At 40.8% G+C, this 22,751-nt stretch carries 19 protein-coding genes; 7 read left to right on the forward strand and 12 right to left on the reverse strand.

Annotation, left to right across the window (positions count from 1 at the left end):
• Positions 1–20: 20 nt before the first annotated feature.
• The 4 genes from K8F54_RS09290 to K8F54_RS09305 form a co-directional block, all read right to left on the reverse strand.
• Positions 21–2,342, reverse strand: a complete 2,322-nt coding sequence (locus K8F54_RS09290) for a transglycosylase domain-containing protein (protein ID WP_290789908.1) — start codon at positions 2,340–2,342, stop codon at positions 21–23.
• 5 nt (positions 2,343–2,347) lie between these two features.
• Complete coding sequence (locus K8F54_RS09295) at positions 2,348–2,833, reverse strand: gliding motility lipoprotein GldH (RefSeq protein ID WP_290789910.1); 486 nt, start codon at positions 2,831–2,833, stop codon at positions 2,348–2,350.
• On the reverse strand, positions 2,826–3,992 hold the full coding sequence (gene ricT, locus K8F54_RS09300) for a regulatory iron-sulfur-containing complex subunit RicT (RefSeq protein ID WP_290789913.1): 1,167 nt from the start codon (positions 3,990–3,992) through the stop codon (positions 2,826–2,828). Before ricT ends, K8F54_RS09295 begins: the two co-directional genes overlap by 8 nt.
• Positions 3,993–4,083: 91 nt before the next feature.
• The gene (locus K8F54_RS09305; RefSeq protein ID WP_290789915.1) at positions 4,084–5,115 is read right to left on the reverse strand and encodes a rhodanese-related sulfurtransferase; all 1,032 of its coding nucleotides are present in this window, start codon (positions 5,113–5,115) and stop codon (positions 4,084–4,086) included.
• A gap of 338 nt (positions 5,116–5,453) precedes the next feature.
• Between K8F54_RS09305 and recA the strand changes: the two genes are divergently transcribed.
• The 3 genes from recA to K8F54_RS09320 all read left to right on the forward strand — a co-directional run bounded on the left by recA (position 5,454) and on the right by K8F54_RS09320 (position 8,660).
• Entirely contained in the window at positions 5,454–6,461 is a 1,008-nt protein-coding gene (gene recA / locus K8F54_RS09310) for a recombinase RecA (RefSeq protein ID WP_290789917.1), read from the forward strand.
• 116 nt (positions 6,462–6,577) lie between these two features.
• A complete protein-coding gene (locus K8F54_RS09315) occupies positions 6,578–7,111 on the forward strand; it encodes a sigma-70 family RNA polymerase sigma factor (RefSeq protein WP_290789919.1) in 534 nt (177 codons plus the stop codon).
• A 7-nt stretch (positions 7,112–7,118) separates the two neighbouring features.
• Positions 7,119–8,660, forward strand: coding sequence for an outer membrane beta-barrel protein (locus K8F54_RS09320; RefSeq protein ID WP_290789921.1), 1,542 nt, complete (start codon positions 7,119–7,121; stop codon positions 8,658–8,660).
• 85 nt (positions 8,661–8,745) lie between these two features.
• On the opposite strand, the gene K8F54_RS09325 is transcribed toward K8F54_RS09320, so the two are convergent.
• Positions 8,746–9,489 carry a lysophospholipid acyltransferase family protein gene (locus K8F54_RS09325; RefSeq protein WP_290790007.1) on the reverse strand — a complete coding sequence of 248 codons (744 nt, stop codon included), beginning with the start codon at positions 9,487–9,489 and terminating at the stop codon, positions 8,746–8,748.
• A 142-nt stretch (positions 9,490–9,631) separates the two neighbouring features.
• Here K8F54_RS09325 and trpS point away from each other — a divergent pair, with 142 nt between their 5' ends.
• Complete coding sequence (gene trpS, locus K8F54_RS09330; protein WP_290789923.1) at positions 9,632–10,600, forward strand: tryptophan--tRNA ligase; 969 nt, start codon at positions 9,632–9,634, stop codon at positions 10,598–10,600.
• Here the strand turns inward: trpS and dprA are convergent.
• Complete coding sequence (gene dprA, locus K8F54_RS09335) at positions 10,597–11,703, reverse strand: DNA-processing protein DprA (RefSeq protein WP_290789926.1); 1,107 nt, start codon at positions 11,701–11,703, stop codon at positions 10,597–10,599. The two genes, trpS and dprA, sit on opposite strands and share 4 nt — an antisense overlap.
• Positions 11,704–11,815: 112 nt before the next feature.
• On the opposite strand from dprA, the gene K8F54_RS09340 reads away from it, so the two are divergent.
• The 3 genes from K8F54_RS09340 (at position 11,816) to K8F54_RS09350 (ending at position 16,271) form a co-directional block, all read left to right on the forward strand.
• Complete coding sequence (locus K8F54_RS09340; protein ID WP_290789928.1) at positions 11,816–12,757, forward strand: SPOR domain-containing protein; 942 nt, start codon at positions 11,816–11,818, stop codon at positions 12,755–12,757.
• A gap of 71 nt (positions 12,758–12,828) precedes the next feature.
• Complete coding sequence (locus K8F54_RS09345) at positions 12,829–13,338, forward strand: acyl-CoA thioesterase (protein WP_290789931.1); 510 nt, start codon at positions 12,829–12,831, stop codon at positions 13,336–13,338.
• A gap of 197 nt (positions 13,339–13,535) precedes the next feature.
• Complete coding sequence (locus K8F54_RS09350) at positions 13,536–16,271, forward strand: S8 family serine peptidase (protein ID WP_290789934.1); 2,736 nt, start codon at positions 13,536–13,538, stop codon at positions 16,269–16,271.
• A gap of 52 nt (positions 16,272–16,323) precedes the next feature.
• Here K8F54_RS09350 and K8F54_RS09355 read toward each other — a convergent pair whose 3' ends face one another.
• Genes K8F54_RS09355 through K8F54_RS09380 form a run of 6 tightly spaced genes read right to left on the reverse strand, consistent with a single transcriptional unit; the run spans position 16,324 to position 22,735 of the window.
• Complete coding sequence (locus tag K8F54_RS09355; protein ID WP_290789937.1) at positions 16,324–17,565, reverse strand: peptidoglycan DD-metalloendopeptidase family protein; 1,242 nt, start codon at positions 17,563–17,565, stop codon at positions 16,324–16,326.
• A 3-nt stretch (positions 17,566–17,568) separates the two neighbouring features.
• Entirely contained in the window at positions 17,569–18,345 is a 777-nt protein-coding gene (locus K8F54_RS09360; protein ID WP_290789939.1) for a DUF4292 domain-containing protein, read from the reverse strand.
• A 3-nt stretch (positions 18,346–18,348) separates the two neighbouring features.
• Positions 18,349–19,800: a tetratricopeptide repeat protein gene (locus tag K8F54_RS09365; protein ID WP_290789942.1), complete on the reverse strand. Its 1,452-nt coding sequence runs from the start codon at positions 19,798–19,800 to the stop codon at positions 18,349–18,351.
• Positions 19,801–19,806: 6 nt separating this feature from the next.
• The gene (locus K8F54_RS09370; protein WP_290789945.1) at positions 19,807–20,823 is read right to left on the reverse strand and encodes a sugar phosphate nucleotidyltransferase; all 1,017 of its coding nucleotides are present in this window, start codon (positions 20,821–20,823) and stop codon (positions 19,807–19,809) included.
• A gap of 20 nt (positions 20,824–20,843) precedes the next feature.
• The gene (gene dut, locus K8F54_RS09375; protein ID WP_290789948.1) at positions 20,844–21,278 is read right to left on the reverse strand and encodes a dUTP diphosphatase; all 435 of its coding nucleotides are present in this window, start codon (positions 21,276–21,278) and stop codon (positions 20,844–20,846) included.
• Complete coding sequence (locus K8F54_RS09380) at positions 21,275–22,735, reverse strand: oligosaccharide flippase family protein (protein WP_290789951.1); 1,461 nt, start codon at positions 22,733–22,735, stop codon at positions 21,275–21,277. The genes dut and K8F54_RS09380 overlap by 4 nt, the downstream gene beginning before the upstream one ends.
• Between the last annotated feature and the right edge of the window lie 16 nt (positions 22,736–22,751).

A 22,751-nucleotide genomic window follows, 5' to 3' on the forward strand; every position in this document is an offset into this window, starting at 1 on the left:
GGGTTTAGCAATTTTCTCTATTAGAAATCCAATTCGTCCGGGATACCTTCTATATCTGAATTTCCTTCTTTAAACTCTTTACAATCGGTAACTATAGATAACTTACCCGGTTTTGCGAAATTTCCTTTGGAAACACCTAGCTCTTCATTCTCAAAACATTTCCGCATATAGATTCCCCAAATAGGCAATGCCATGGTAGCTCCCTGTCCGTAGGTAGTAGAGCCAAAATGTGTCGCCCTATCTTCACCACCTACCCAAACACCGGTAACCAAATTAGGCACCATGCCCATAAACCACCCATCACTATTATTCTGAGTAGTTCCTGTCTTTCCTGCGATCGGGTTTTTAAAATCATAGGGATAACCTGTTACCACACTCTTATAGACCGAATTCCCAACTGCCCAAGTACCTCGTAATCTGCTCCCCGATCCCGACTGAGTTACCCCTTCCAATAAACTTACCGTAACATAGGCCGTCTCATTACTAATTACATCCTTTGTTTCGGGAACATGTTGATACAAGACGGTACCGTTTTTATCTTCAATCCTCGTTATCAATGTTGGTTTTACATATACGCCCTCGTTGGCGAACGTACTGTAAGCGCCGACCATTTCAAACAAAGAAACGTCCGGAGTTCCCAATGCAATTGATGGTGCTTCAGGCATATTTTCAGTATCTACCCCCATTTTTTTTACCAGATCGATAACGGGCCGCGGACCCACTCGATCGATCAATCTGGCCGTTACTGTATTGATAGAATTCGCCAAGGCATTTTTAAGAGTAACCATTCCGCCATAGACCCCTCCCGAATTTTTAGGAGTCCAGGGCTTCAGTAATCCGTACTTACCGGCTGGAATAGTATATTGGGTATTGGGTAAGGTATCACAGGGTGACATATGCATTTGATCGATGACCGTCGCATATACAAAAGGTTTGAAAGTGGAACCAATCTGGCGTTTCCCCTTTTTTACCATATCGTATTTGAAATGTTTATAATTAATCCCGCCTACCCAGGCTTTAACTTCTCCCGTTTGAGGTGTCATAGACATCAAGGACGCTTGTAGGATCGATTTATAATACCGAATGGAGTCCATGGGTGTCATGATGGTATCCTTAGAATTACCCTTGGCCGTCCAAGAAAAAATACTCATGGGTGTCTTTTTGCTGAAACTATTGATGATTTCTGTTTCACTTTTCCCTTGCTTTTCCATTTCACGCCAGCGGTCACTTCGCCGCATGGCAGTCTTCATAATTCCATTTATTTCTTCTTCGGTAATATCTCGAAACGGTGCTGTTTTATTTTTTTCGTTCTGCTTGTCAAATTCTTTTTGAAGATTTGCAATATGCATATCAACAGCCTCCTCGGCATATTCCTGCATTTTTGAATCGATGGTTGTATAAACCTTCAGCCCATCACTGTAAATGTCGTAACTAGAACCATCTGTTTTTGGGTTCTCCTTGATCCAGTCGGCCATAAATGCTCTGGCATACTCTCTAAAATAGGTTGCAATTCCTTCGTCGTGTCCCTGTGGGGAATGTCTTATATTCAGATCGAGAGCCTGCAACGAATCCTTTACCACCTGAGTGATATAGTCATATTTTTCCATCTGTGCTAAAACCACATTCCGTCTATTCTTTACGCCAACGGGATTCCTTAATGGATTATACAGGGCAGAATTCTTAAACATGCCAACCAGCGTTGCTGCTTCCACCGTAGATAGTTCGGAGGGTTCTTTGCTGAAGTAAATTTTAGAAGCAGATTGTATTCCAACCGCCTGATTCAAGAAATCGTATTCATTAAAGTACATGGTAATAATCTCTTCCTTGGTATAGCGGCGTTCCAAGCGAATGGCAATGATCCATTCTTTGATCTTTTGCGTGGCTCTAGACAGTTTGTTTCGGGAGACCTGTTCGGTAAAGAACAGTTTTGCCAATTGCTGAGAGATAGTACTGGCACCTCCTCTGGTACCTAAAAAAGCTACGGCTCTTACAGTACCCTTAGCATCGATGCCGGAATGATCGTAAAACCGGACATCCTCTGTGGCAATGAGTGCATTTATAAGATGATCTGGGAGGTCTTCGTATTGTACCGGAGTTCTGTTTTCCTTATAAAATGTCCCAAGTACAACCCCATCAGATCCTACGATTTGGGTGGCCAAGTTCTTTTCGGGATTTTCCAAACTTGTTTCATCAGGGAGACTTCCAAAAACACCCCAAGAGGCTAAAATAAATATCAGAAAAACAAGGCCTAGCACACACCCTAAAATTTTCCAAAACTTTTTTGCGTGTTGCCGGTTACTATTCTGGGGAGCTGATTTCTTCTTTGCCTGTTGCTTTGCCATACTACCTATTGTTGTGAAGCCTCTTCAATACTATACCCTACATCGGTTATGCCTTCTAATTTTGAAACGCCTTCCACATCTCCATTATTGCGAACGGCATGTGTTATAGTTATGTTATAATTTCCTTCTTCAAAAAATGAGACATGTTCTTTATACCACAATTTATTTTCCTTGACACTGCCAATACCTTGCCCCAGCCAAGAACCATCTGCATTTGCCATTCGGTACTCCAGAGTATCCACCACTGTTTTCCCATGTGGAAAATCCATGGTCACGATTAGAAACAGATTGTTAAAACGATATGCATTCGTATTTCGAATGTGTAGAAACACATTGTATTTCTTTAACGAATCCAATTGAGGTATGCTAAAACCAACAGGATTATCCTTATCCCAATACCCCGGAAGCGGTTGCGTTTCACTAACTATGGTGTTCGAATTACACGAGCCAAAAAACGTGATCAAAACTAAGAGTACAATTGCACTACGCATTTTTCCTTGGGTTTCGCTTCTTATTTCTGTTTCTATTCTTATTGCGGCCTTTATTTCGGCTTCGCTTGGGTTTGTCGAAACGGGTAAGACTGTCTTGTCCCACCACATTACTGAAAATTTCCTCACTCGGTTGTTCAATTTCGACGATATATTCTTCCAAGCTCGTGGCTTTCTTCCCTTTGTTATTGAGCGCGATAATTTCGTTCACCTTCTCCAAACTCATTGGAACCCAGTTCATTCCTTCGTTCTCATAGGAGTACCAAAGCATCCTTTTAAATATATCTGACTTTTGACAAATAGCCGTCCCTTTTTCGGTCAGTAATTTTACATCGCTCTTCGGAAACTCATCCAACGCCTCTAAATAGGTGTCCAATTCGTAATTGAGACAGCATTTCAATTTTCCACATTGTCCTGCCAACTTCAAGGGATTTAAAGATAATTGTTGATAGCGAGCCGCCGAAGTATTCACCGACCGGAAGTCGGTCAACCAGGTAGAACAGCACAATTCACGGCCACAGGAACCAATACCTCCCAAGCGGGATGCTTCTTGGCGAAATCCAACTTGTTTCATTTCAATGCGAGTGCTGAAGGTACGTGCAAACTCTTTTATCAACTGTCGAAAGTCTACGCGTTCTTCGGCCGTATAGTAAAAAATCACCTTCGAACCATCGCCTTGAAATTCGACATCAGAGATCTTCATTTGAAGTCCTAGTCGAATAGCGATTTCACGGGACCGTTTCTGTACATCGGCTTCCTTATCCCGTACTTTTTGCCAAACATCTATGTCTTTTTGAGAGGCCTTTCTATAAATTTTTGGAAGTGCTTCGGGATTGGGTGTTTCGTTCTTTTTCTTCATTTGGACCCGTACCAGTTCGCCTGTAAGGGTAACAATACCAATATCGTGACCGCTTTCGGCTTCGGTAGCTACCACATCACCAATACTTAAAGATAGTTTTTCCGAATTCTGATAAAAGTGTTTTCTGCCGTTCTTAAAGCGCACTTCCACCCCGTTGTAGGGTTCTTGATTTCCGGGAAGTGTCATATTGGAAAGCCAATCGAACACCGTTAATTTATTGCAGCCATCAGTTCCGCAAGTTCCATTGTTCTTGCATCCTTTTGGCTGTCCGTTGGCACTCGTGGCGCAGCTTGTACAGCCCATATTTCTTTATATATAGCTCTTTTTCAAGTAAAAAAGAGACGAAGATTAAACATTGTCTTTAGTAGGTAAAGATACAATTTATTACAGAACCTTACTTTTTGAATTTTAGTTTTTCTGAACGCCCTTTTTTGAAAATTTTGTTGCTGTTCGGAATGCCTTGTCGAAGTCGTTTTTGTTCTCCATAGGGTAATTGAATTATTTCCTGACAATCGGTAGAACAACAGTTTTCCATTTTCAATCCACATGTCTCACATTGAATGAAAAGCAAATGGCAGGCTTCATTGGCGCAGTTCACATGGGTATCGCAAGGAGTTCCACATTGGTGGCAATGCGCGATGACCTCATCGGTAATACGCTCCCCTCTACGGTGGTCAAAGACAAAATTCTTTCCTATAAATTTATTTTCCAAGCCTTTGTTCTCTACCTGTCTCGCATATTCAATGATGCCGCCTTCCAATTGATAGACCTGTTTAAAGCCCTTGTGTTTGTAATAGGCACTGGCCTTTTCACAACGAATCCCCCCGGTGCAATACATCACTAGCTTTTTATCCTCCTTATGGTCTTTTAAATCGGCTTCAATAATGTCTAAAGAATCCCGAAAGGTATCCACATCGGGAGTGATAGCACCTTTAAAATGGCCTATTTCGCTTTCGTAGTGATTCCGCATATCTACCAAGACCGTATCGGGATCTTCTATTAACTCATTAAAGGTTTCGGCGTTAACGTGAACTCCCTTGTTTCGCACATCAAAGGTGTCATCATTTAAACCGTCGGCTACAATTTTATCGCGAACCTTTACCTTTAATTTTAAAAATGACTTTAGATCGTGTTCTATGGCAATGTTCAATCGTACCTCCTTCAGAAAATAAATTCCGTCTAAAAATTCTTTGAACACTGCAAAATGCTTTGCCGGTACCGAAAGCTGGGCGTTAATTCCTTCACGGGCCACATAAATTCGGCCAAGTACACCCATCTCGTCCCAGGCGACGAACAAATGATTTCGAAATAATTGCGGATTGCCAATTTTGGCATATTGATAAAAAGAAAGGGTAAGGCGGTCTTCACCTGCCTGTTCTAATAAGGCTTCCCTCTCTTTTGCACTTAAGGTGTTGTACAGTTGCATGCTATACTTTTTTGAGTGAAAAGAATTTAATACTAAAATATGACGGCAAAAATACCATTTTTAAGGAAATGGGAAAAACAGTAGTGCAAATCTCTTTTCCTCCTCAAATTCACGAATCGCGATACGTATACGTGAATTCGCCAGTTATGGAAGAATCCTTTCACTATGGGAGACGGTCTCGTTTTTTTAAAATTGATTCGGATTGTTGTTGACAAAAAAGCAATTATCCCCACATTTCCTTTTGGGGCAACGGCAAAGAAATAGTACCTTAGCATACTCCCTGTGTCAAAGAAATTAACATAGGGAACATCTATTTTTCACCACAAATTTTTGAATACATGAGCACTGAAAAAGACGCGAAATTAAAAGCTTTAAAGCTTACATTAGATAAATTGGATAAAACATACGGCAAGGGAACTGTCATGAAGATGGGCGATTCGGCCGTGGAAGAGGTAGAAGTTATTCCTACCGGATCTTTGGGCTTGGATGTAGCCCTTGGCGTAGGTGGCTATCCCAGAGGCCGTGTTGTAGAGATCTACGGACCGGAATCCTCGGGTAAAACAACCTTAACATTGCACGCCATCGCTGAAGCTCAGAAAAAGGGAGGCATTGCAGCCTTTATTGATGCAGAACATGCCTTTGACAGGTATTATGCTGAAAAGCTAGGCGTGGATATTGAAAATTTAATCATTTCACAGCCTGATAATGGCGAACAGGCCTTGGAAATTACCGATAATTTAATTCGGAGTGGCGCTATAGATATTATTGTGATCGACTCGGTAGCGGCCCTAACGCCCAAAAGTGAGATTGAAGGCGAAATGGGTGACAGCAAAATGGGATTACATGCGCGATTGATGTCACAGGCGCTTCGGAAATTAACCGGTTCCATCAGTAAAACAAAATGTACGGTTATTTTTATCAATCAGCTACGTGAAAAGATTGGGGTTATGTTCGGAAATCCCGAAACCACTACCGGTGGGAACGCCTTGAAATTCTATGCATCAGTAAGGCTCGATATTAGACGTTCTACCCAAATTAAAGATGCCGAGAGTAATGTAAGAGGAAATAAAACGCGTGTAAAAGTGGTTAAAAACAAGGTTGCTCCGCCTTTCAAAATGGCCGAATTCGACATTATGTACGGAGAGGGAATCTCCAAAGTAGGTGAAGTGATAGATCTGGGTGTTGACTTTGACATAGTGAAAAAAAGCGGCTCGTGGTTTAGCTATGACGACACTAAGTTAGGACAGGGAAGAGACGCCGTAAAAACACTACTATTGGACAACCCTGAACTCATGGACGAATTGGAGCAAAAAATAAAGGAAGCCATTAAGGCCATGAACCAATAATTTTACACGTTTCACGCAACCCTTTTCTTAAAAAGGTATCTACTTTACGTAGAACCCTAAATTGTTATGGTTGCCCGCTTAAAAAGTGTAATTAATAATAATTTTCGGGACTGCATTTGACTTTAGACGAGCTCATATTACAATGTAAGAAGCAGAATACTAAGGCACAGGGAGAATTGTACCAACGTTATTCAAGTACACTTTTTTCTATTTGTTTACGGTATTCCCCCAATTATGTAGAAGCAGAAGACAACCTACAAGATGCATTTCTTACCATTTTTAAAAAAATAGAGCAGTTTAAGGACAAGGGTTCTTTTGAAGGCTGGATGAAACGGGTGACTGTAAATACCGTCCTTCAAAAATACCGGAAACAACGTGTTTTTGACATTTCGAATGAGGAGCAGTTAGAAGCTGCCGAAGAAGAACTGGAAGACCAGCATGTTCCGTTGGATTTTTTACTGAAGATCATTCAGGAACTCCCGGATCGGTATCGATTGGTTTTTTCCATGTATGTCTTGGATGGATATTCCCACAAAGAAATTGCCGAACTGTTAGGAATTTCGGATGGAACGTCTAAATCGAATCTAGCAAGAGCACGAGGTATATTAAAGACTAAAATAGAAGACTATAACACGTCAAATAAAGCGTAATCGCTAAATGAAAGAAAAAAAGCACATAGATCAGCTTTTTAAAGATCGCTTCAAAAACTTTGAGGCCTCCCCCTCTCCGCAAGTCTGGGAACAGATTCAAGCGAAATTAAAAGAAGAGAAGGAGGACCGCAAGGTGATTCCGTTGTGGTGGAAATTGAGTGGTGTGGCAGCATTACTGGCCATTTTATTGACGGTAGGCGTAACGGTATTTAATCCGTTTGACACCAACAATACCATTACTACCGAAACCGAAGACAAAACAATTCCGGATCCTACCCATTCGGAACTACAAGATAATCCGCTAAATAATGATTATATTAATGAGACTGTTGTTGCTTCTGAAGAAAATGATCCTTCCACCAAGGATGCTTCAGAAGCCGCTGCAGTAACCGATGTGGTAAATGCGGAGAAAGAGAAGGATGCGATTCTTAAAAAATCCACAGCGGTTAAAAGTGCAGTAGCCATTGAAACCGGTACCGAAAAAGATGTTGCGGCATCACAGAAAAAGGCGGCTATTGACAACTTAATTAAAAAGGATGCTTCGGAAGGGATTTCGACTAAAAAAGAAGCCGTGGCAATAAATACGGAAGCAGAGACTACTTCAGAAAAAAATAAAACAGCAGTCAAAAAAGAACTCGGCATCGAGGAAACCACCAAAGTGGTAACGGCAGATACTGATACAAATCGGACTAAAAATGGTGTTGATCCAAAAACCGAAGCTGAAGCTTCAAAAATAGAAGAGGAATCAAAAAAACGTTCCATTCTGGATGCTATCAACGAAAAAAACGAGGTAGAAGCCATTGCTAAGACTTCGGATAAACCCAAAGATCGCTGGGATGTAGCGCCAAATTTCGCACCCGTTTATTACAATAGTTTAGGAGAAGGTTCGTCTATAGATCCTTCCTTTGCCGACAATAATAAAAAAGGAGATGTCAATTTTAGCTACGGAGTTCAGGTGAGCTATGCCCTTAGTAATCGGTTAAAAGTGAGAAGTGGGGTTAGCAATGTAGATCTTAGTTATGCCACTTCCGGCCTTGAGTTGGGGACTGCCCCTGTTTCGGCCGCCTTAAAATCTATTGATTATGGAGGGCGTCAAGTCGTTGTCACAGCACTGGATAAAGGAACCTTTGCGGCACAATCGGGTGAAGGCAACCCCTTTGACAATATCATGCCGAAATCGACTTCCGGTGATGTGGAATTGATACAAAATATTTCCTATTACGAAGTGCCTTTAGAGTTAACCTATGCGGTGGTGAACAATAAGTTTGGGATCAACCTGATTGGAGGGTTTAGTACACTGTTCTTAGGAAACAACGAAGTTTCGGTACAAGCCGGAGATTTCAACGATACCTTGGGTGAAGCGAATAATCTATCTTCAGTGAGCTTTACCACGAATGTAGGGCTTGGCTTCGATTATAAAATTAGTAAAAAGTTCACGTTTAATATTGAGCCTATGTTTAAATATCAACTCAATCCGTATACAGATTCCTCTGTAGACTTTAAGCCCTATTATGTAGGGATTTACAGTGGCTTGAGTTTTAAGTTTTAGGTTAGTTTTTTTAGTTGGTTAGGTTTGGAGATTATACCAAACAATGATGACAGAGAAAACCGTTCTTCGCCATAGGACGGTTTTTTTATACTCCTTTTTTTAAAGCCGTCCAGATGATATTTCGAATTTGATCCTTGAGTCGACGCTTGTCCTCTATTTCCAGATGCTTTGTAGAAATTGTTTTATGAATAGAAACTCTTAATTTCCCCGGCCCCGAACTTACCGATGAAAAATTATACGGAAACCGTTTTTTGTTATCGTGAAAGCTCATGGGTGCTATAGGAATACAATGTTCGATGGCAAGCCGGAAAGCTCCGTCTTTAAATTCGTCCAACAGCACACTTTCATCATCCGGCACACCTCCCTCCGGAAAAATACACACACTTAGTCCTTGATTAAATTTCTTTTGTGCCCTGTTAAACACATCCGATCTGCTCTTGGGACTATTTCTATCCACCATGATGCAAGTTCGTTTGTAGAAAAATCCAAATAAGGGAATTTTTTCCAATTCCTTTTTACCCACAAAGACAAAGGGATTTTTGGTGACATATAGCATCAACATAATGTCTAGCATGGAGGTGTGGTTGGAGACAAACATATAGCTCTTCCCTCTCTTATAGGATTCTTCTCTTTTAACTACAGGCATAAAACCCATACCAAATAAAATGATTGCTGCCCAAAACCGGGCCAGTCTAAAAAAAAATGGATACCATGCCTCCTTTAATATGCTCACAAGCAAAATGGGAAATAACACCAAAATCGGAACTGTGACCAAGATATAGAACCAAATGCGGTAAATAGGTGTAAAAATGTAGCGTAGGATTTTCATCAAGACCCAAAAATAGCAATAAGAAACATGAGAATACACTAAAAAAAGTAACTTTGCCAAAATTTAAAGCAGGGAAGTATTCTTTTGAAGCGCATCAAAAAAGGATATATAAAACTGTGATATATTAAATAGAAATTTCAGCATGTCACGAATACTTACAGGGATACAAAGCACTGGCACACCACATCTTGGTAATATACTAGGGGCAATTCTTCCGGCTATCGAGATGGCCAATGACCCCAAAAACGAATCCTTTTTATTTATAGCCGATATGCATTCGCTAACACAGATCAAGGATGCTGAAACACTTCGGAATAATACCTACAGTACCGCTGCAGCATGGCTGGCCTTTGGATTGGATATTGAAAAAACGGTCTTTTACCGTCAAAGTGATATTCCTCAGGTCACTGAACTCTCTTGGTATTTGAGCTGTTTTTTCCCTTACCAACGCCTTACATTGGCACATTCATTTAAGGATAAGGCAGATCGCCTCGAAGATGTGAATGCGGGCTTATTTTCATATCCTATGTTGATGGCAGCCGACATCCTGTTATATGATGCCGATATCGTTCCTGTAGGAAAGGATCAACTACAACATTTAGAAATGACGCGCGATGTGGCTTCCCGCTTTCATGCGCAAATGGGAGAAGTTTTTGTGTTACCCGAAGCAAAGGTGCAGAAAAACACCATGCTTATTCCCGGGACGGATGGTGCCAAAATGAGTAAATCGAAAAACAATATCATCAATATCTTTTTGTCGGACAAACAGCTCCGAAAACAGGTGATGGGAATTGAAACGGACAGCACTCCCATGGAGGAACCTAAAAATCCGGATACGTGTAATGTCTTTGCCTTGTATAACCTATTGGCTACCTCCGAAGCAGTTGCCCAAATGCGAAAGAATTACGAAGGCGGAAATTACGGGTATGGACATGCCAAACAGGCACTTTTCGAACTAATTACTTCTCGCTTTGCCGAAGAACGAACTCGCTATGCATATTATATGGAACAGCTTTCGGAGGTAGATAAGGCTTTAGAAATTGGTGCTTCGAAGGCCAGACTTGTAGCAAATGAGGTATTAGATCGGGTTCGTGCCAAAGTAGGTTATTAAACCCCTTGGAACAATTTCCCAGGTAAGGGCCGTACCGCGCCCTTTAATTCCATATTAAGAAGGATACTTGCTGCCTTAAATGTGGGCATCTTACATGAAAGTGCAATGATGTCTAACGCCTCCTTGTCCCTTTCATTTAAAAAATCATAGATTATTTGTTCCTCTTCCGTTAGCTCAATAAAGAGTTTGGTTTGTTGGGGTTTTAAGACCTCTGCTTCGATTTCCCATCCCAACATATAAACAAGGTCGGCCGCATTGGTCAATGCATGAGCCTGTTGCGATTTTATCAAATTATTACACCCTTGGCTTTGCGTATCTGTTATTCTCCCCGGAACGGCAAAAACATCTCTGTGATATGAATTCGCAATATCTGCTGTCACCAAACTTCCTCCCTTTTCAGCCGATTCGATTACGACGGTTGCCTCACTCAATCCGGCAATGATCCTGTTGCGCTGAAGAAAATTAGCACGGTCAAAGAGATCGGTGCTCCAGAATTCGGTGATAAATCCGCCATTTGCCTTTACACTTGAAACATATTTTTGGTGCTCTTTAGGGTACACCTGATTAAGACCATGTGCCAGGCAGGCAATAGTTTGCAACCCATTCTTGATAGCTGCCTTATGGGCCGTAATATCCACACCATAGGCAAATCCTGAAACGATCACAGGGTTTAAAGGCGTTAGTGCTGCGATTAGTTTTTCGCAAAACCCCGATCCATAGGAAGTTACGTTTCGAGTGCCAACAATACTAATTACCTTTTTGTTCTGTAAGTCGATGTTCCCTTTGTAAAAAAACAATATGGGCCCATCCAGGCAATGTTTCAGCTTTTCGGGATAACTTTTATCCTTAAAATAGCTATAGCTAATTTCATTGTTGGTAATAAATTCAAGTTCCTCTTCCGCTTCTTCCAGCAATCTCTTTTCAGACAGATTCTTTACCCTAAAAGCGCCAATACCATCGATCTTTAAAAGTGCTTTTTTTGTCTCTTTAAAAATTGCTTCCGCAGAGCCAATAGTATGTAATAACTTTTTAGCGGAAGTATCTCCCAAGTTGGGAACACGCTGAAGTGCAAGCGTGTACAATAATTCATTTTTTGAAAGCATAACTCGGTTTCTAAAAACCCGGGGAGTCCTTAAAAATACAATTTTTTAGGTTGTTAATAAGTTCGTATCTTTAAAATTGAATGGTCCTAAAAATTCTTTTAAGTTTGTTTTAATGCAATTGGCAACCTACATAAACGATTTATTGTACCGCTACGAATGTGTGATAATTCCAGGTTTTGGAGCATTTTTAACACAGTCCCGTTCGGCGAGAATTGATGCTGAAACCCATACGTTTTATCCTCCGGGAAAAACACTGTCTTTTAATCGTCAATTACAAACAAACGACGGCTTGCTGGCCAATTATATGGCTTCGGTGGAGCAATGTAGTTATGAGCTTGCACTTCAGAAAATAAGAAACTTTACCGGGAAGCTTTCTCTCCAATTATCGGAAGGTGAGACTGTTTCATTACAAAAGATTGGTGATTTCTTCTTAAATGCTGAAAAATCGTTGCAATTTGTGCCAGTTCAAACAGAAAACTTCAGTACCGCTGCCTTTGGGTTGAGTTCATTCGTTTCACCCACTATTCAGCGGGAGGTGTACAAGAAAGCTGCCGAAGCACTTGAGGAAAAAGCACCCATCTTATTCACTCCCGAAAAAAGGGCATCAAGACCGTATCTTAAATATGCTGCCATAGGCTTGGTTGCTGTTGCGTTAAGCAGTTTTGGAGGATTAAAACTGTATGAAAGAGGCGTGCAACAGCACAATTTTGTAGAAAAACAAAAGGCAAATACATTGGTCGATAAGCAAATTCAAGAAGCCACATTTGTGTTGGAAAGTCCGTTGCCTTCTCTCAATATTTCCCTTCCCAAACAGACCGGCAACTACCATATTATTGCAGGGGCGTTTAGAGTACCCGAAAATGCGCAAAACAAATTGGAACAACTGGTTGCCAAAGGCTATCCAGCAAGATTGATTGGCGCTAACAGGTATGGGCTACATCAAGTGGTCTACAGTAGCCATGAAGAGCGATTGGAAGCTTTACAAAGCTTACATTCCATTCAACAAACTGAAAATAAAGATGCTTGGCTATTGGTCCTCGATCTGACCAAATAACGCCTTCCATTTCCGTAAAAAGTAGTTCCCATTCGTTAGAATACTACGTACCTTTGTCAAAATTTTACGAAATGGCAGCAAGAACTCCCAAAGAATCCAGAACCGTTATCACCGATCTCGTACTCCCTAGTGAGACCAATCCTATTGGTAATATGTTTGGAGGTGAATTGTTGGCACGGATGGATCGTGCGGCTAGTATTGCTGCTCGAAGACACAGCAGAAGGATTGTAATGACCGCCTCGGTGAATCATGTAGCCTTTAATAAAATGATTCCTTTGGGAAGTGTAGTGACGGTTGAAGCGCATGTTTCTAGAGCCTTCAGAAGTTCCATGGAAGTATATATGGACATCTGGATCGAAGATCGGGAAAGTGGACTTCGCAGCAAGGCAAACGAAGGCATCTACACCTTTGTCGCGGTAGATGAAATGGGAAATCCGGTATCGGTTCCCGAATTAGTTCCTGAAACAGAGCTTGAAAAAGCACGGTTTGAAGCGGCCTTGAGAAGAAAACAACTGAGTTTGGTACTTGCGGGTAAAATGAAACCAAACGAGGCCACCGAGCTTAAAGCACTTTTTGCGTAAGCTTTAGAAATCCTACCTAATATTGCTTCTTTAAGCCCTTAAATCTAGCTGATTTATAGGGTTTTATTTTTTAGTTTCTTTATCGAATTAACTTATTTTCTTATGGGTTTTATGACCTAATTGAATATATTTGAAATTCTATTTTTTTTCTGAGCTTTAAAAAGTCAGATAATTTCAAAACATTTAAACCAAAAACTATGAAAAAAATTACGCTTTTTTCTCTTTTAAGAAATGGTTCGGTATTTTTTTGTGCACTGCTATTGACGGCCTCTATGTCGTTTGCACAGAGTCAATATGCCATCCAACTTCAAGGGGATGCGATCGAAATTCCGGAAAACATTACAACGTTTAGCTGGAATCAAATGCCGGAATCTGCTCAACTTGATAATGGCTATGTGGGTTGGATTCAGTTTTATGAAACACCTTCTCAAAGTGTTCAAGATGAATTTAGAGCAAACAATTATAAGTTGCTAGAATATATTCCGAACAGAGCCTATTTGTTTTTCTTTCCAGCAGGTGTTTCGGTAAGTTATCTACAAAGCAAGGGTGTGCGATCCATAGTTCCTGTTGAAAGTACATTTAAGCTTTCAACGGCCTTAAAAAATGGGCCTTATGAAAGTTGGGCGATGGACGGAAATAATATCTTGGTAACATTGGTACACCATGAAAACGTAAGTTCAGAATTTGTTATTCAGGATTTAGCGCGTAAACAAATTGCACTAACAAGACAATATCAAAATTCGACCAATCTCGAACTGTCCATCCCTAACAACTGCTTAGATGAGCTCTCAAATCTGCCCTATGTAAAATGGGTCGAATTAATTGCGCCTCCTGCAGTGCCGGAAGATTTTCGGGCTAGAAATTTAGGAAGATCCAACGGTTTGGATACACAAACCGGTGCCGGAAGAAATTATACCGGAGACGGAATTGGCGTTATGGTGCGCGATGATGGAAATGTGGGGCCTCATATCGATTTTGAAGGACGTATTACCAATATGGCAACAGGAAGTGGGACACATGGTGATAGAGTTGCGGGAGTATTGTGCGGTGCCGGTAACTTGAACCCCGAAAAGCGAGGCATGGCAGCTGGCGCAGAGTTATACGTTGTGACCTATGTATCCTCTTTCTTGGATGTTAACACAACTACTTTGATCAATGACGGAAGCGTACAAATTACCAATTCTTCTTATGGAGACGGTTGTAATGATGGTTATACCACAAGATCTCAGACAGTCGATACTCAAATTAATGTGGAGCCTACACTATTACATGTTTTTTCTTGTGGAAATTCCGGAACCTCCAATTGTGGATATGGAGCAGGATCTGGATGGGGAAACATCACCGGAGGACATAAGCAAGGGAAAAATGTGATCGCTTCTGCGAGTTCAAATGCCGCTGGTATTCTAGCGGGATCTAGCAGCCGTGGGCCGGCATCAGATGGACGAATTAAGCCCGATATTGCCTCCCAAGGCGATGGAATTTCTTCTACACTTCCTAATAATACCTATATTTCAAGCACTAGTGGAACTTCTTTTGCATCTCCCGGTGTTGCTGGTGTTGCTGCGCAACTATACGAAGCCTATGCCGATGCTAATGGCGGGGCACTTCCACAGTCGGCTTTAATAAAAGCTGCGATGTTGAATACCGCTCAGGACAAAGGAAATGTCGGTCCCGATTTCAAATGGGGATGGGGACTTGTAAATGGACTGCGAGCTGGAATGCTAATCGAAGATGGCCGTTATCTTTCAGATAACGTAACACAAGGAAATAGCAATAACCATGTTATTAACGTTCCTGCGGGAACCAAGCAGGTGCGTTTTATGGTGTATTGGAACGATCCGGCTGGTGTAGCCGGTGCCAATCCTGCATTGGTGAATGATTTGGATTTAGTTGTTACCGATCCCGGAGCAACAGATCACTTACCTTGGATATTGGATCATACGCCAAATCCGGTCGCCTTAGATACGCCAGCAACTAATGGAGCTGACCATCTAAACAATATGGAACAGGTTCTTTTAAATGATCCTGCTGCTGGAAATTATACGGTGGAAGTTACAGGGTTTAACGTGCCGGTTGGTCCACAGGAATATTTTGTGGTGTATGAGATTATTTCAGAAAATATAACGGTAACCTATCCTAATTCGGGAGAAAAGTTTACACCTAGCGTAAGTGAAATTATTCATTGGGATGCCGTGAATACCGTAGCAGATTTTGACTTAGAATATTCTACCGATAATGGAGCTAGCTGGAATTCAATTATAACTGTTCCGGCCGCAAATCGTCATCATATATGGAGTGTTCCTGCCCAAATTACTGGTGAGGCACTTATAAGAGTTACGAGTGGCGCGTTTACAGATACTAGCGATGATAACTTTTCTATCGCGAGTCAAGTAAGTGGAATTTCCGTCGTTCAAGTGTGTGATAACAATACCGCAACCTTCGAATGGAATCCGGTAACCGATGCAGAATCCTACGATCTATATATTTTGGGAGATAAATTTATGGAGGTAGTTGGCAATTCGGCGACCAATTCGATTACGGTACCTATTGACAATTATTTAGATCCTATGTGGTTTGCTGTTTCTGCCAAGAATGCCTCTGAAGGCTGGGAGAGTTTTAGAAGTCTCGCAGTCAATTATGCAGGAGGAGAACTTAACTGTATATTAGGTGTCGAAGATCTTGAAGTGAGTTCTATTGTAATGTATCCGAATCCTGCTACACAACAGGTGTCTATTGCATTTGATAGCAGCTTTATTGATGCCCTTGAGGTGACTATTACAAATAGTTTAGGACAAACCCTAGAGCGCGTGGATGCAACATCGAATGGAACTAATGTGATTTCACTAAATGTTTCTAATTTGCATACCGGACTGTATTTTGTAACCATTAAAAATGGTGATCAGTCTACTACCAAAAAGCTACTTGTTAAATAAAACGGCTTATACTGAAGTAAAAAAGGGGTTGTTAAAACAGCCCCTTTTTTTATTACATTTTATATACCCAATCTGAAGGATTCATACGATTGGTGTTTTGATAAATAAGGAATTTTAAAATGGTTTTCCCTGTTGTAGGGTTTGTAAAAATAGTTCCTATCTCTTGTTTTGTAGTCACTTTATCTCCCTTCTTAACATTGATATTCACCAAGTTATTATAGACTGTGATATAACTTCCATGTTGAATGTACACCGCCTTATTAGCGCCCTTCAACTGTTGAATTTCCATTACCTCTCCATTAAATACAGCGCGAGCCCTTGCATTGGACTCAGTAACAATTTCTACTCCGCTATTAAAAGTAGTCACATTTGGCAATTGGGGGTGTTGTTGCTTTCCATATTGCTTTATAACCACTCCTTTTTCTACGGGCCATGGAAGCTTTCCTTTGTTGTTCGTAAAACTAGCAGCAAGCGCCTTCGCTTCGGCTGTTAGTGCAAATGTTTCTGAAGAAGATTTCACAGTGGCTGTACTGGTCGTTCCTGCCGCCGCCTTATTGGAGGCTGCAATAGCTGCTTTGATGAGTGCTTCTATCTGTCGGTCTATAGCATCTGCTTCTTTTTGCTTATCACGAATCTGTGCCGAAAATTTTCCCTCTTCCTTTTTTAAAGAAGATACCAAGGATTGTTGATTAAGCTTTTCTTCTGTAAGCCGCTGTTTGGCAAGTTTGTTTTCGTCGATCAATACTTGCTTCTTCTTCTTTTGTTCCGCCAGATCTTTATTTAATATTTCCAACAATGCTGTCTTCTCTTTAATACTTTCTCCCTGTTCTTTGCGATGCCTGGCGTATTGTTTCATATATTGAACGCGTTTGTAGGCCTGAAGAAAGTTTTCAGCAGACAATAAGAACATGAGACGGCTCTGCTGCGACTTGCTTTTATACGATTTGTTGATCATGGCGGCGTAATCCTTCTTCAAGGCAGCCAGTTCCTTTTTAAGATTAGATATCTTATTTCCGTTTTGATTGATCTCTCGAGTTAAGAGATTTGCTTGTTGGTTCGTGACTTTAATAAGATCTTCCCGCGCATTGATGCGATGATTCAGATCCTCCACGTCTGTTAAAATGGATTTTTTCCTACCCTGCGTTTTAAACAACAAGGAATTGATCTGTTTGATCTCCTGAAGAAGTGTCTGTCGTTTTTCTTCCAACTCTAGTTGTTTGTTGGGTTGTGCAAATACAGAAGAAATACTAACAAAACTGAAAGCGATGAAAATATAAATTCTAAACTTCTTCATACCTTATAATTGGATTTCTTCATATCCTTCCGGGATAGTAAACGGAAAACTCACCGAAACATTGAGTTCAATCTTCTTATAGTTTAGTTCGATCCTGGTATTTTTATTATTTTCTGTTGCATGTATAGCGATTTCTGAAGGAAAAAAATTGCCCTCTATCTTTTCGTATTCTCCATATCGAATGGAGAGTAATCGCCCTTCATTGGGTTGTGACAAAGAACCCGAAGCGACTTTGAAGTTTTGTGGGTTCAGAAACAGATAATGAATAAAATTCTGAGGTTGTTGCTTCGGAAATAACTGATATTTATTTTGAACCACCTTCATACTGTATTCGGAAGCATCCAAAGAAAATATAGACTGTCCCAACAAAATGGCCTGGGCCTTTTCGAAATCGATTTCGGTTCCCAGCCACTCACTTAACAACGAAAAATCTCCATCGAAATAGGTGTTGCCTATGGATTCGTAATAACTAACTCTATCTTTGGTGATTAAAACCTTGGAAATGGTTATTCCCAAAAGAGATGCCTTGATCCAAATGGTCTTGTCTTTCTCCATCCGAAGGCTCACCGTGATACTCTGTAATTTGCTTTCGTCCTCATAAACCACCTGCAGTCTAGCGGCCAAGCTTGAAAAATTAGGCGAGGCACTTTCATGTGCCGATAGAATATTCTTTGTGGACAATGCCTTATCTGCCTTCACAGAACCATTGAGTCCTTTACCTCCGCCACAAGAAGTGACCACCAGAAAAATAAGGAGAAAATAGATTGGCTTCAGCTTCATAAGTTAATTGGGGTATTTGATGTCTGCAGCCTTTTTTGAATACATTGTTGCTTTCCGTTCATCTCCTTTTTGGCGGTATGCCAAGGCCAGTTGCTCGTAGAAATCCTTTTCCATTTTTATATCATCATAGAGATAATCTAGGCCCGTCTCGAGATTTTCTATGGCCGCTTCGTTTTGTTTTAATTCTAAATTGGCAACCCCGTTAATTAGATATAATAACGGCTGAGATGGAAAGATCTCCAATGCGTTAGCACTTAACTGCCTTGCATCCTCGTATTTTTTAAAATCTAGTTGCAACAATAAAGTGTTTTTAAGCAGGCTATAATTGTCTGCGTCTCTAGCAACCCCTTTTTCATAAAATCTTAGAGCTTCTTCCTTCATTCCTTTTGCCATGTAAAAATCGCCCAATTGCTCATATACCTTACCATTATTTTCGGTAGAAAAAAGGAGTACTACATCGTCTAAATCGCTTTCATATTTAGGGTTTGCTTTCACAAAATTCATAAAGTCTCCCAGCACCTTGTATTTGCTGTCGCTGTCCACTTCGGCGGCGCTAAACACTGTCTTCATAGAAGCAATCGCCTTTTGGGCTTCGCCACGCTCTAGGTAGAATTTATAAAGCGCCAGATGCACCAATTGAGATTTTGGATGCGCCTGAAGCAATTCCTGAGCCGTTTCAAAGGCCTTTTCGGTATTTCCTTGTTCGCTGTATAAAAATATAAGGCTGAGGTAGTCTTTTTCGTTCTTAGTGCTGGTTTCAATTTTAACTTCCAGCTTTTCAATTTGTCCCGTTGTATTTCCGGTCTCCCGATATATTTGGGTACGCAGCGAATCTCTGTAGTCACTTTCTCCCCAAAGCTCATCGAGCTCGTCCAGCACTTCTATGGCCTCATCGTACTGTTTGGTTCGGACGTACAAATTGGCTAGGTCTTCTTTGTAATCATCGTCATACTTGACCAATTTTTTGACCAGAACGATGGCCGCATCGTAATCTTTTCTTATATAGTACAGATCGTACAAGGCCTCCAAGACGTCCAAACGATCCCCTTCCGTCTTAAGTACTTTATTAAAGTTTTCCTCTGCTTCATCGTATTGTTTGAGATAGGTTTGGTTTTTTCCCATTTCAAAATATACGACTGCTTCTTGCATCGGATCTTTTTTTGCTGCCTTTTCAGCTTTTTTTAGGGCTTCGAGCGCCAATTCGTAATTCTCAATGCCTTTTTGCTTCAGGGCTTCAAAAAAATAATCCTGAAATGCATCGCTCACATTTCCCAGGTCATCGGTGGGTTCTTCTTCAGTTTCGATTTTAATTTCCTGCGCAAGGGCTGGCGTCGGAAGAAAAACAATTCCGAATAAAAAAAGCATCAATAAAAAATGTTTCCGATTCATATTTAATTTAAGACCACCCCCTCCACCCTTTGGGCAGTTCAACTCGACTGCGCTCTGGGGAGACATTCCATACTATTTCAATTCAGAGTAATCGCCAATGCTCACATTGGTAAATTTTCCATCAAAAATGGCGTGATTACCAATCATTGCGTTGTCTAAAGTAGCATTTTTAATCACCGAGTGGGTTTGTATTATACTATTTTTAACGGTACTATCCTCAATTATTGTGCCTTCTCCAACAGAGGCAAACGGTCCTACCGTACTGTTTTTTAAAACAACCCCTGCGCCAATAAAACAAGGTGCAATAATTTTTGAGTTTTGCTGCGAACTCTTCTCCGAAACTAAAGTTTCGCCACTTTCTGCTAAAAATCCTAGCATCCTACGATTGGTTTCCACCGTTACTTCCTTGTTTCCACAATCCATCCATTCGTCTACCGTACCGGTCTTAAACACCTTTCCGGCCGCCATCATGCGTTTAATTCCGTCGTTAATTTGATATTCTCCTCCGTTAATAATATTATGGTCCAAAACGTATTGTAATTCCTTTTTAAGCACACCAACTTCCTTAAAATAATAGATCCCTATAACAGCTTGATCACTCACAAATTGGGTTGGTTTTTCAACAAGTTCGGTGATTTCTTGCCTTTCATTTAGATTAACAACACCGTAGGCTTCGGGATTATCTACTTTTTTAGTCCAAATAACACTATCGGCTTCTTTGTCGAGGTTAAAATCGGCCCGGATTAAGGTATCGGCATAAGCAATTACCGCAGGACCAGAAAGAGATGGGGCAGCACACATAATGGCATGGCCGGTTCCTTTGGGGTCTAACTGCCTGTAAATATTTGCTTTTGCTCCTAAACCATTAGCTAGTTCTTTTAAACTTGCAACAACCTCTTCACCAAAAAAGGCAGGATCACCTAGGATAAAGGCTATTTCTTCAATCTCTTCATTTAGAACGTTTGCAATATCTGCTACCAATCTATGGACAATAGGCTTACCGGCAACAGGGATCAAGGGTTTTGGGATGGTTAGGGTGTGCGGGCGAAGGCGGGACCCACGGCCTGCCATTGGGACAATTATTTTCATTCGTTTATTTTAGTATCATTTTATTTTGTTCCGGTGCTACCAAAGCCACCTGCGCCACGGCTTGTTTCGTCCAGTTCATCTACTTCCTCCCAGGCGGCGCGTTCGTGTTTTGCAATGACCAATTGGGCAATGCGTTCTCCATTTTCAATGGTGAAATCCTCATTGGAAAGGTTTACTAAGATAACCCCTATTTCTCCTCTATAATCGGCATCGATAGTTCCTGGTGCGTTTAAGACAGTCACCCCTTTTTTTGCAGCCAGCCCACTTCGAGGGCGCACTTGCGCTTCAAATCCAATTGGCAATTCAATAAAAAGCCCGGTTTTTACAATGGCGCGTTGTAGGGGTTTCAGGGTAGAAGGCCCCGGTACATTGGCTCGTAAATCCATTCCGGCAGAATAGATAGTTTCGTAAGAGGGCAAGGGATGCTCCGATTTGTTAATTATCTTAATTTTCATCGTCTTAAAATTCTTTTGATTTCATGTCTTTCAGAAAAAAAGATCAGCAACAAAAATACCAATAATAATGCAGTCCCTATAAGTAAATCTCCATCAAAAACATACAACGAAAGCCCTGAGAGACCAACGGATAGCAATAGGTAGCTTCCAATTTTTTTTAGGTTGTACGGAATGGGATACCGCTTTTGTCCGATAAGGTAGGACAGCACCATCATAGTGCCATAGGCCGCTAAAGTTGCTATGGCGGATCCTTTATAGCTGATAATAGGAATGAGTGCCAGGTTTAGGGCGATCGTAATTAGGGCGCCAATCACCGATATATAAGCGCCAAATTTGGTCTTATCGGTTACTTTATACCAAACCGAAAGGTTGTGATAAATTCCTAAACATAAATTGGCCAACAGAATAATCGGTACAATCACCAGTGCTTCCCAAAATTCACTTTCGGGAATAAGGATTTGTTTGAAGATATCTATGTATACAATGACAATCAATAAAATAATACTGCCACATATGGTAAAATATTTGGTTATTGTTGCATAGGTTTGCCTCGCATTCTCACTTTTAGCATGATTGAAGAAAAAGGGTTCCACACCTAATCGGAATGCGGTGGCAAATAAGGTCATAAAGACCCCTAGTTTATAGCAGGCAGCATAGACGCCTACTTCGGCTTCGGCTATATCTGAAGGCAATAAATACTTTAACAATATCTTGTCAAAGGCTTCATTAATAGAGAAAGCAACACCTGCTATTAAGACCGGAAAGGCGTACTTCAGCATTTGCTTCCAAATTTTTTGATTAAAGCCAAAGCCTATTTTTAAATACAATGGAAGCAAGACTAGCAAGGTAATTCCGCTAGCGATAAGATTGGCTATAAACACATAGGCTACATTATTTTCTTCCGAATAAATACTACTCCAAAATGAATCCGGACTTGCGGCCGCCCAATCGGGAAGGACTAAAAAGAAGAACAAATTGAAGCCTAGATTAATAACAACATTAAAAATTTTTATGACCGCATACCGCATGGGTTGTTCGTTCGCTCTAAACCATACAAAGGGTAACACCACCAGGGCATCTAATGCCAGTATCCATAATCCGTAGACTATGTATTCCACTTTGAACTCTAGAAAATTTGCAAGTGGCTCTCTTACTAACATTGAGATTCCTAAAAACAAGAGCGTCGAGATCGTTAAGGAGGTAAGTGCCGTAGATTGAACGATGCTTTTCTTAGATTCGTCCTTATTGATAAACCGGAAAAAAGCAGTTTCCATCCCATAGGATAAGAGGACGTTCCCTAAAATCAGAAACGCCATTAGCGAGGCATATATTCCGTATTGCTCCTTGCCCAGGACAATAACGTATAACGGGACTAAGAAAATGGCCAACGCCCTAGGTAATACGGTCGCTAAGCCATATATAAAAGTTTGCTTAAAAAGATTTTTGAAGACACTCAATACAGGCTCATTTTAG

The sequence above is a fragment of the Altibacter sp. genome, assembly GCF_019913785.1.
GTDB lineage: Bacteria > Bacteroidota > Bacteroidia > Flavobacteriales > Flavobacteriaceae > Altibacter.

Coding starts and splice junctions, on each gene's coding strand:
- K8F54_RS09290 (WP_290789908.1), bottom strand. CDS start 2,342: ATGGCAAAGCAACAGGCAAAGAAGAAATCAGCTCCCCAGAATAGTAAC.
- K8F54_RS09295 (WP_290789910.1), bottom strand. CDS start 2,833: ATGCGTAGTGCAATTGTACTCTTAGTTTTGATCACGTTTTTTGGCTCG.
- ricT (WP_290789913.1), bottom strand. CDS start 3,992: ATGGGCTGTACAAGCTGCGCCACGAGTGCCAACGGACAGCCAAAAGGA.
- K8F54_RS09305 (WP_290789915.1), bottom strand. CDS start 5,115: ATGCAACTGTACAACACCTTAAGTGCAAAAGAGAGGGAAGCCTTATTA.
- recA (WP_290789917.1), top strand. CDS start 5,454: ATGAGCACTGAAAAAGACGCGAAATTAAAAGCTTTAAAGCTTACATTA.
- K8F54_RS09320 (WP_290789921.1), top strand. CDS start 7,119: ATGAAAGAAAAAAAGCACATAGATCAGCTTTTTAAAGATCGCTTCAAA.
- K8F54_RS09325 (WP_290790007.1), bottom strand. CDS start 9,489: ATGAAAATCCTACGCTACATTTTTACACCTATTTACCGCATTTGGTTC.
- trpS (WP_290789923.1), top strand. CDS start 9,632: ATGTCACGAATACTTACAGGGATACAAAGCACTGGCACACCACATCTT.
- dprA (WP_290789926.1), bottom strand. CDS start 11,703: ATGCTTTCAAAAAATGAATTATTGTACACGCTTGCACTTCAGCGTGTT.
- K8F54_RS09340 (WP_290789928.1), top strand. CDS start 11,816: ATGCAATTGGCAACCTACATAAACGATTTATTGTACCGCTACGAATGT.
- K8F54_RS09345 (WP_290789931.1), top strand. CDS start 12,829: ATGGCAGCAAGAACTCCCAAAGAATCCAGAACCGTTATCACCGATCTC.
- K8F54_RS09350 (WP_290789934.1), top strand. CDS start 13,536: ATGAAAAAAATTACGCTTTTTTCTCTTTTAAGAAATGGTTCGGTATTT.
- K8F54_RS09355 (WP_290789937.1), bottom strand. CDS start 17,565: ATGAAGAAGTTTAGAATTTATATTTTCATCGCTTTCAGTTTTGTTAGT.
- K8F54_RS09360 (WP_290789939.1), bottom strand. CDS start 18,345: ATGAAGCTGAAGCCAATCTATTTTCTCCTTATTTTTCTGGTGGTCACT.
- K8F54_RS09365 (WP_290789942.1), bottom strand. CDS start 19,800: ATGTCTCCCCAGAGCGCAGTCGAGTTGAACTGCCCAAAGGGTGGAGGG.
- K8F54_RS09370 (WP_290789945.1), bottom strand. CDS start 20,823: ATGAAAATAATTGTCCCAATGGCAGGCCGTGGGTCCCGCCTTCGCCCG.
- dut (WP_290789948.1), bottom strand. CDS start 21,278: ATGAAAATTAAGATAATTAACAAATCGGAGCATCCCTTGCCCTCTTAC.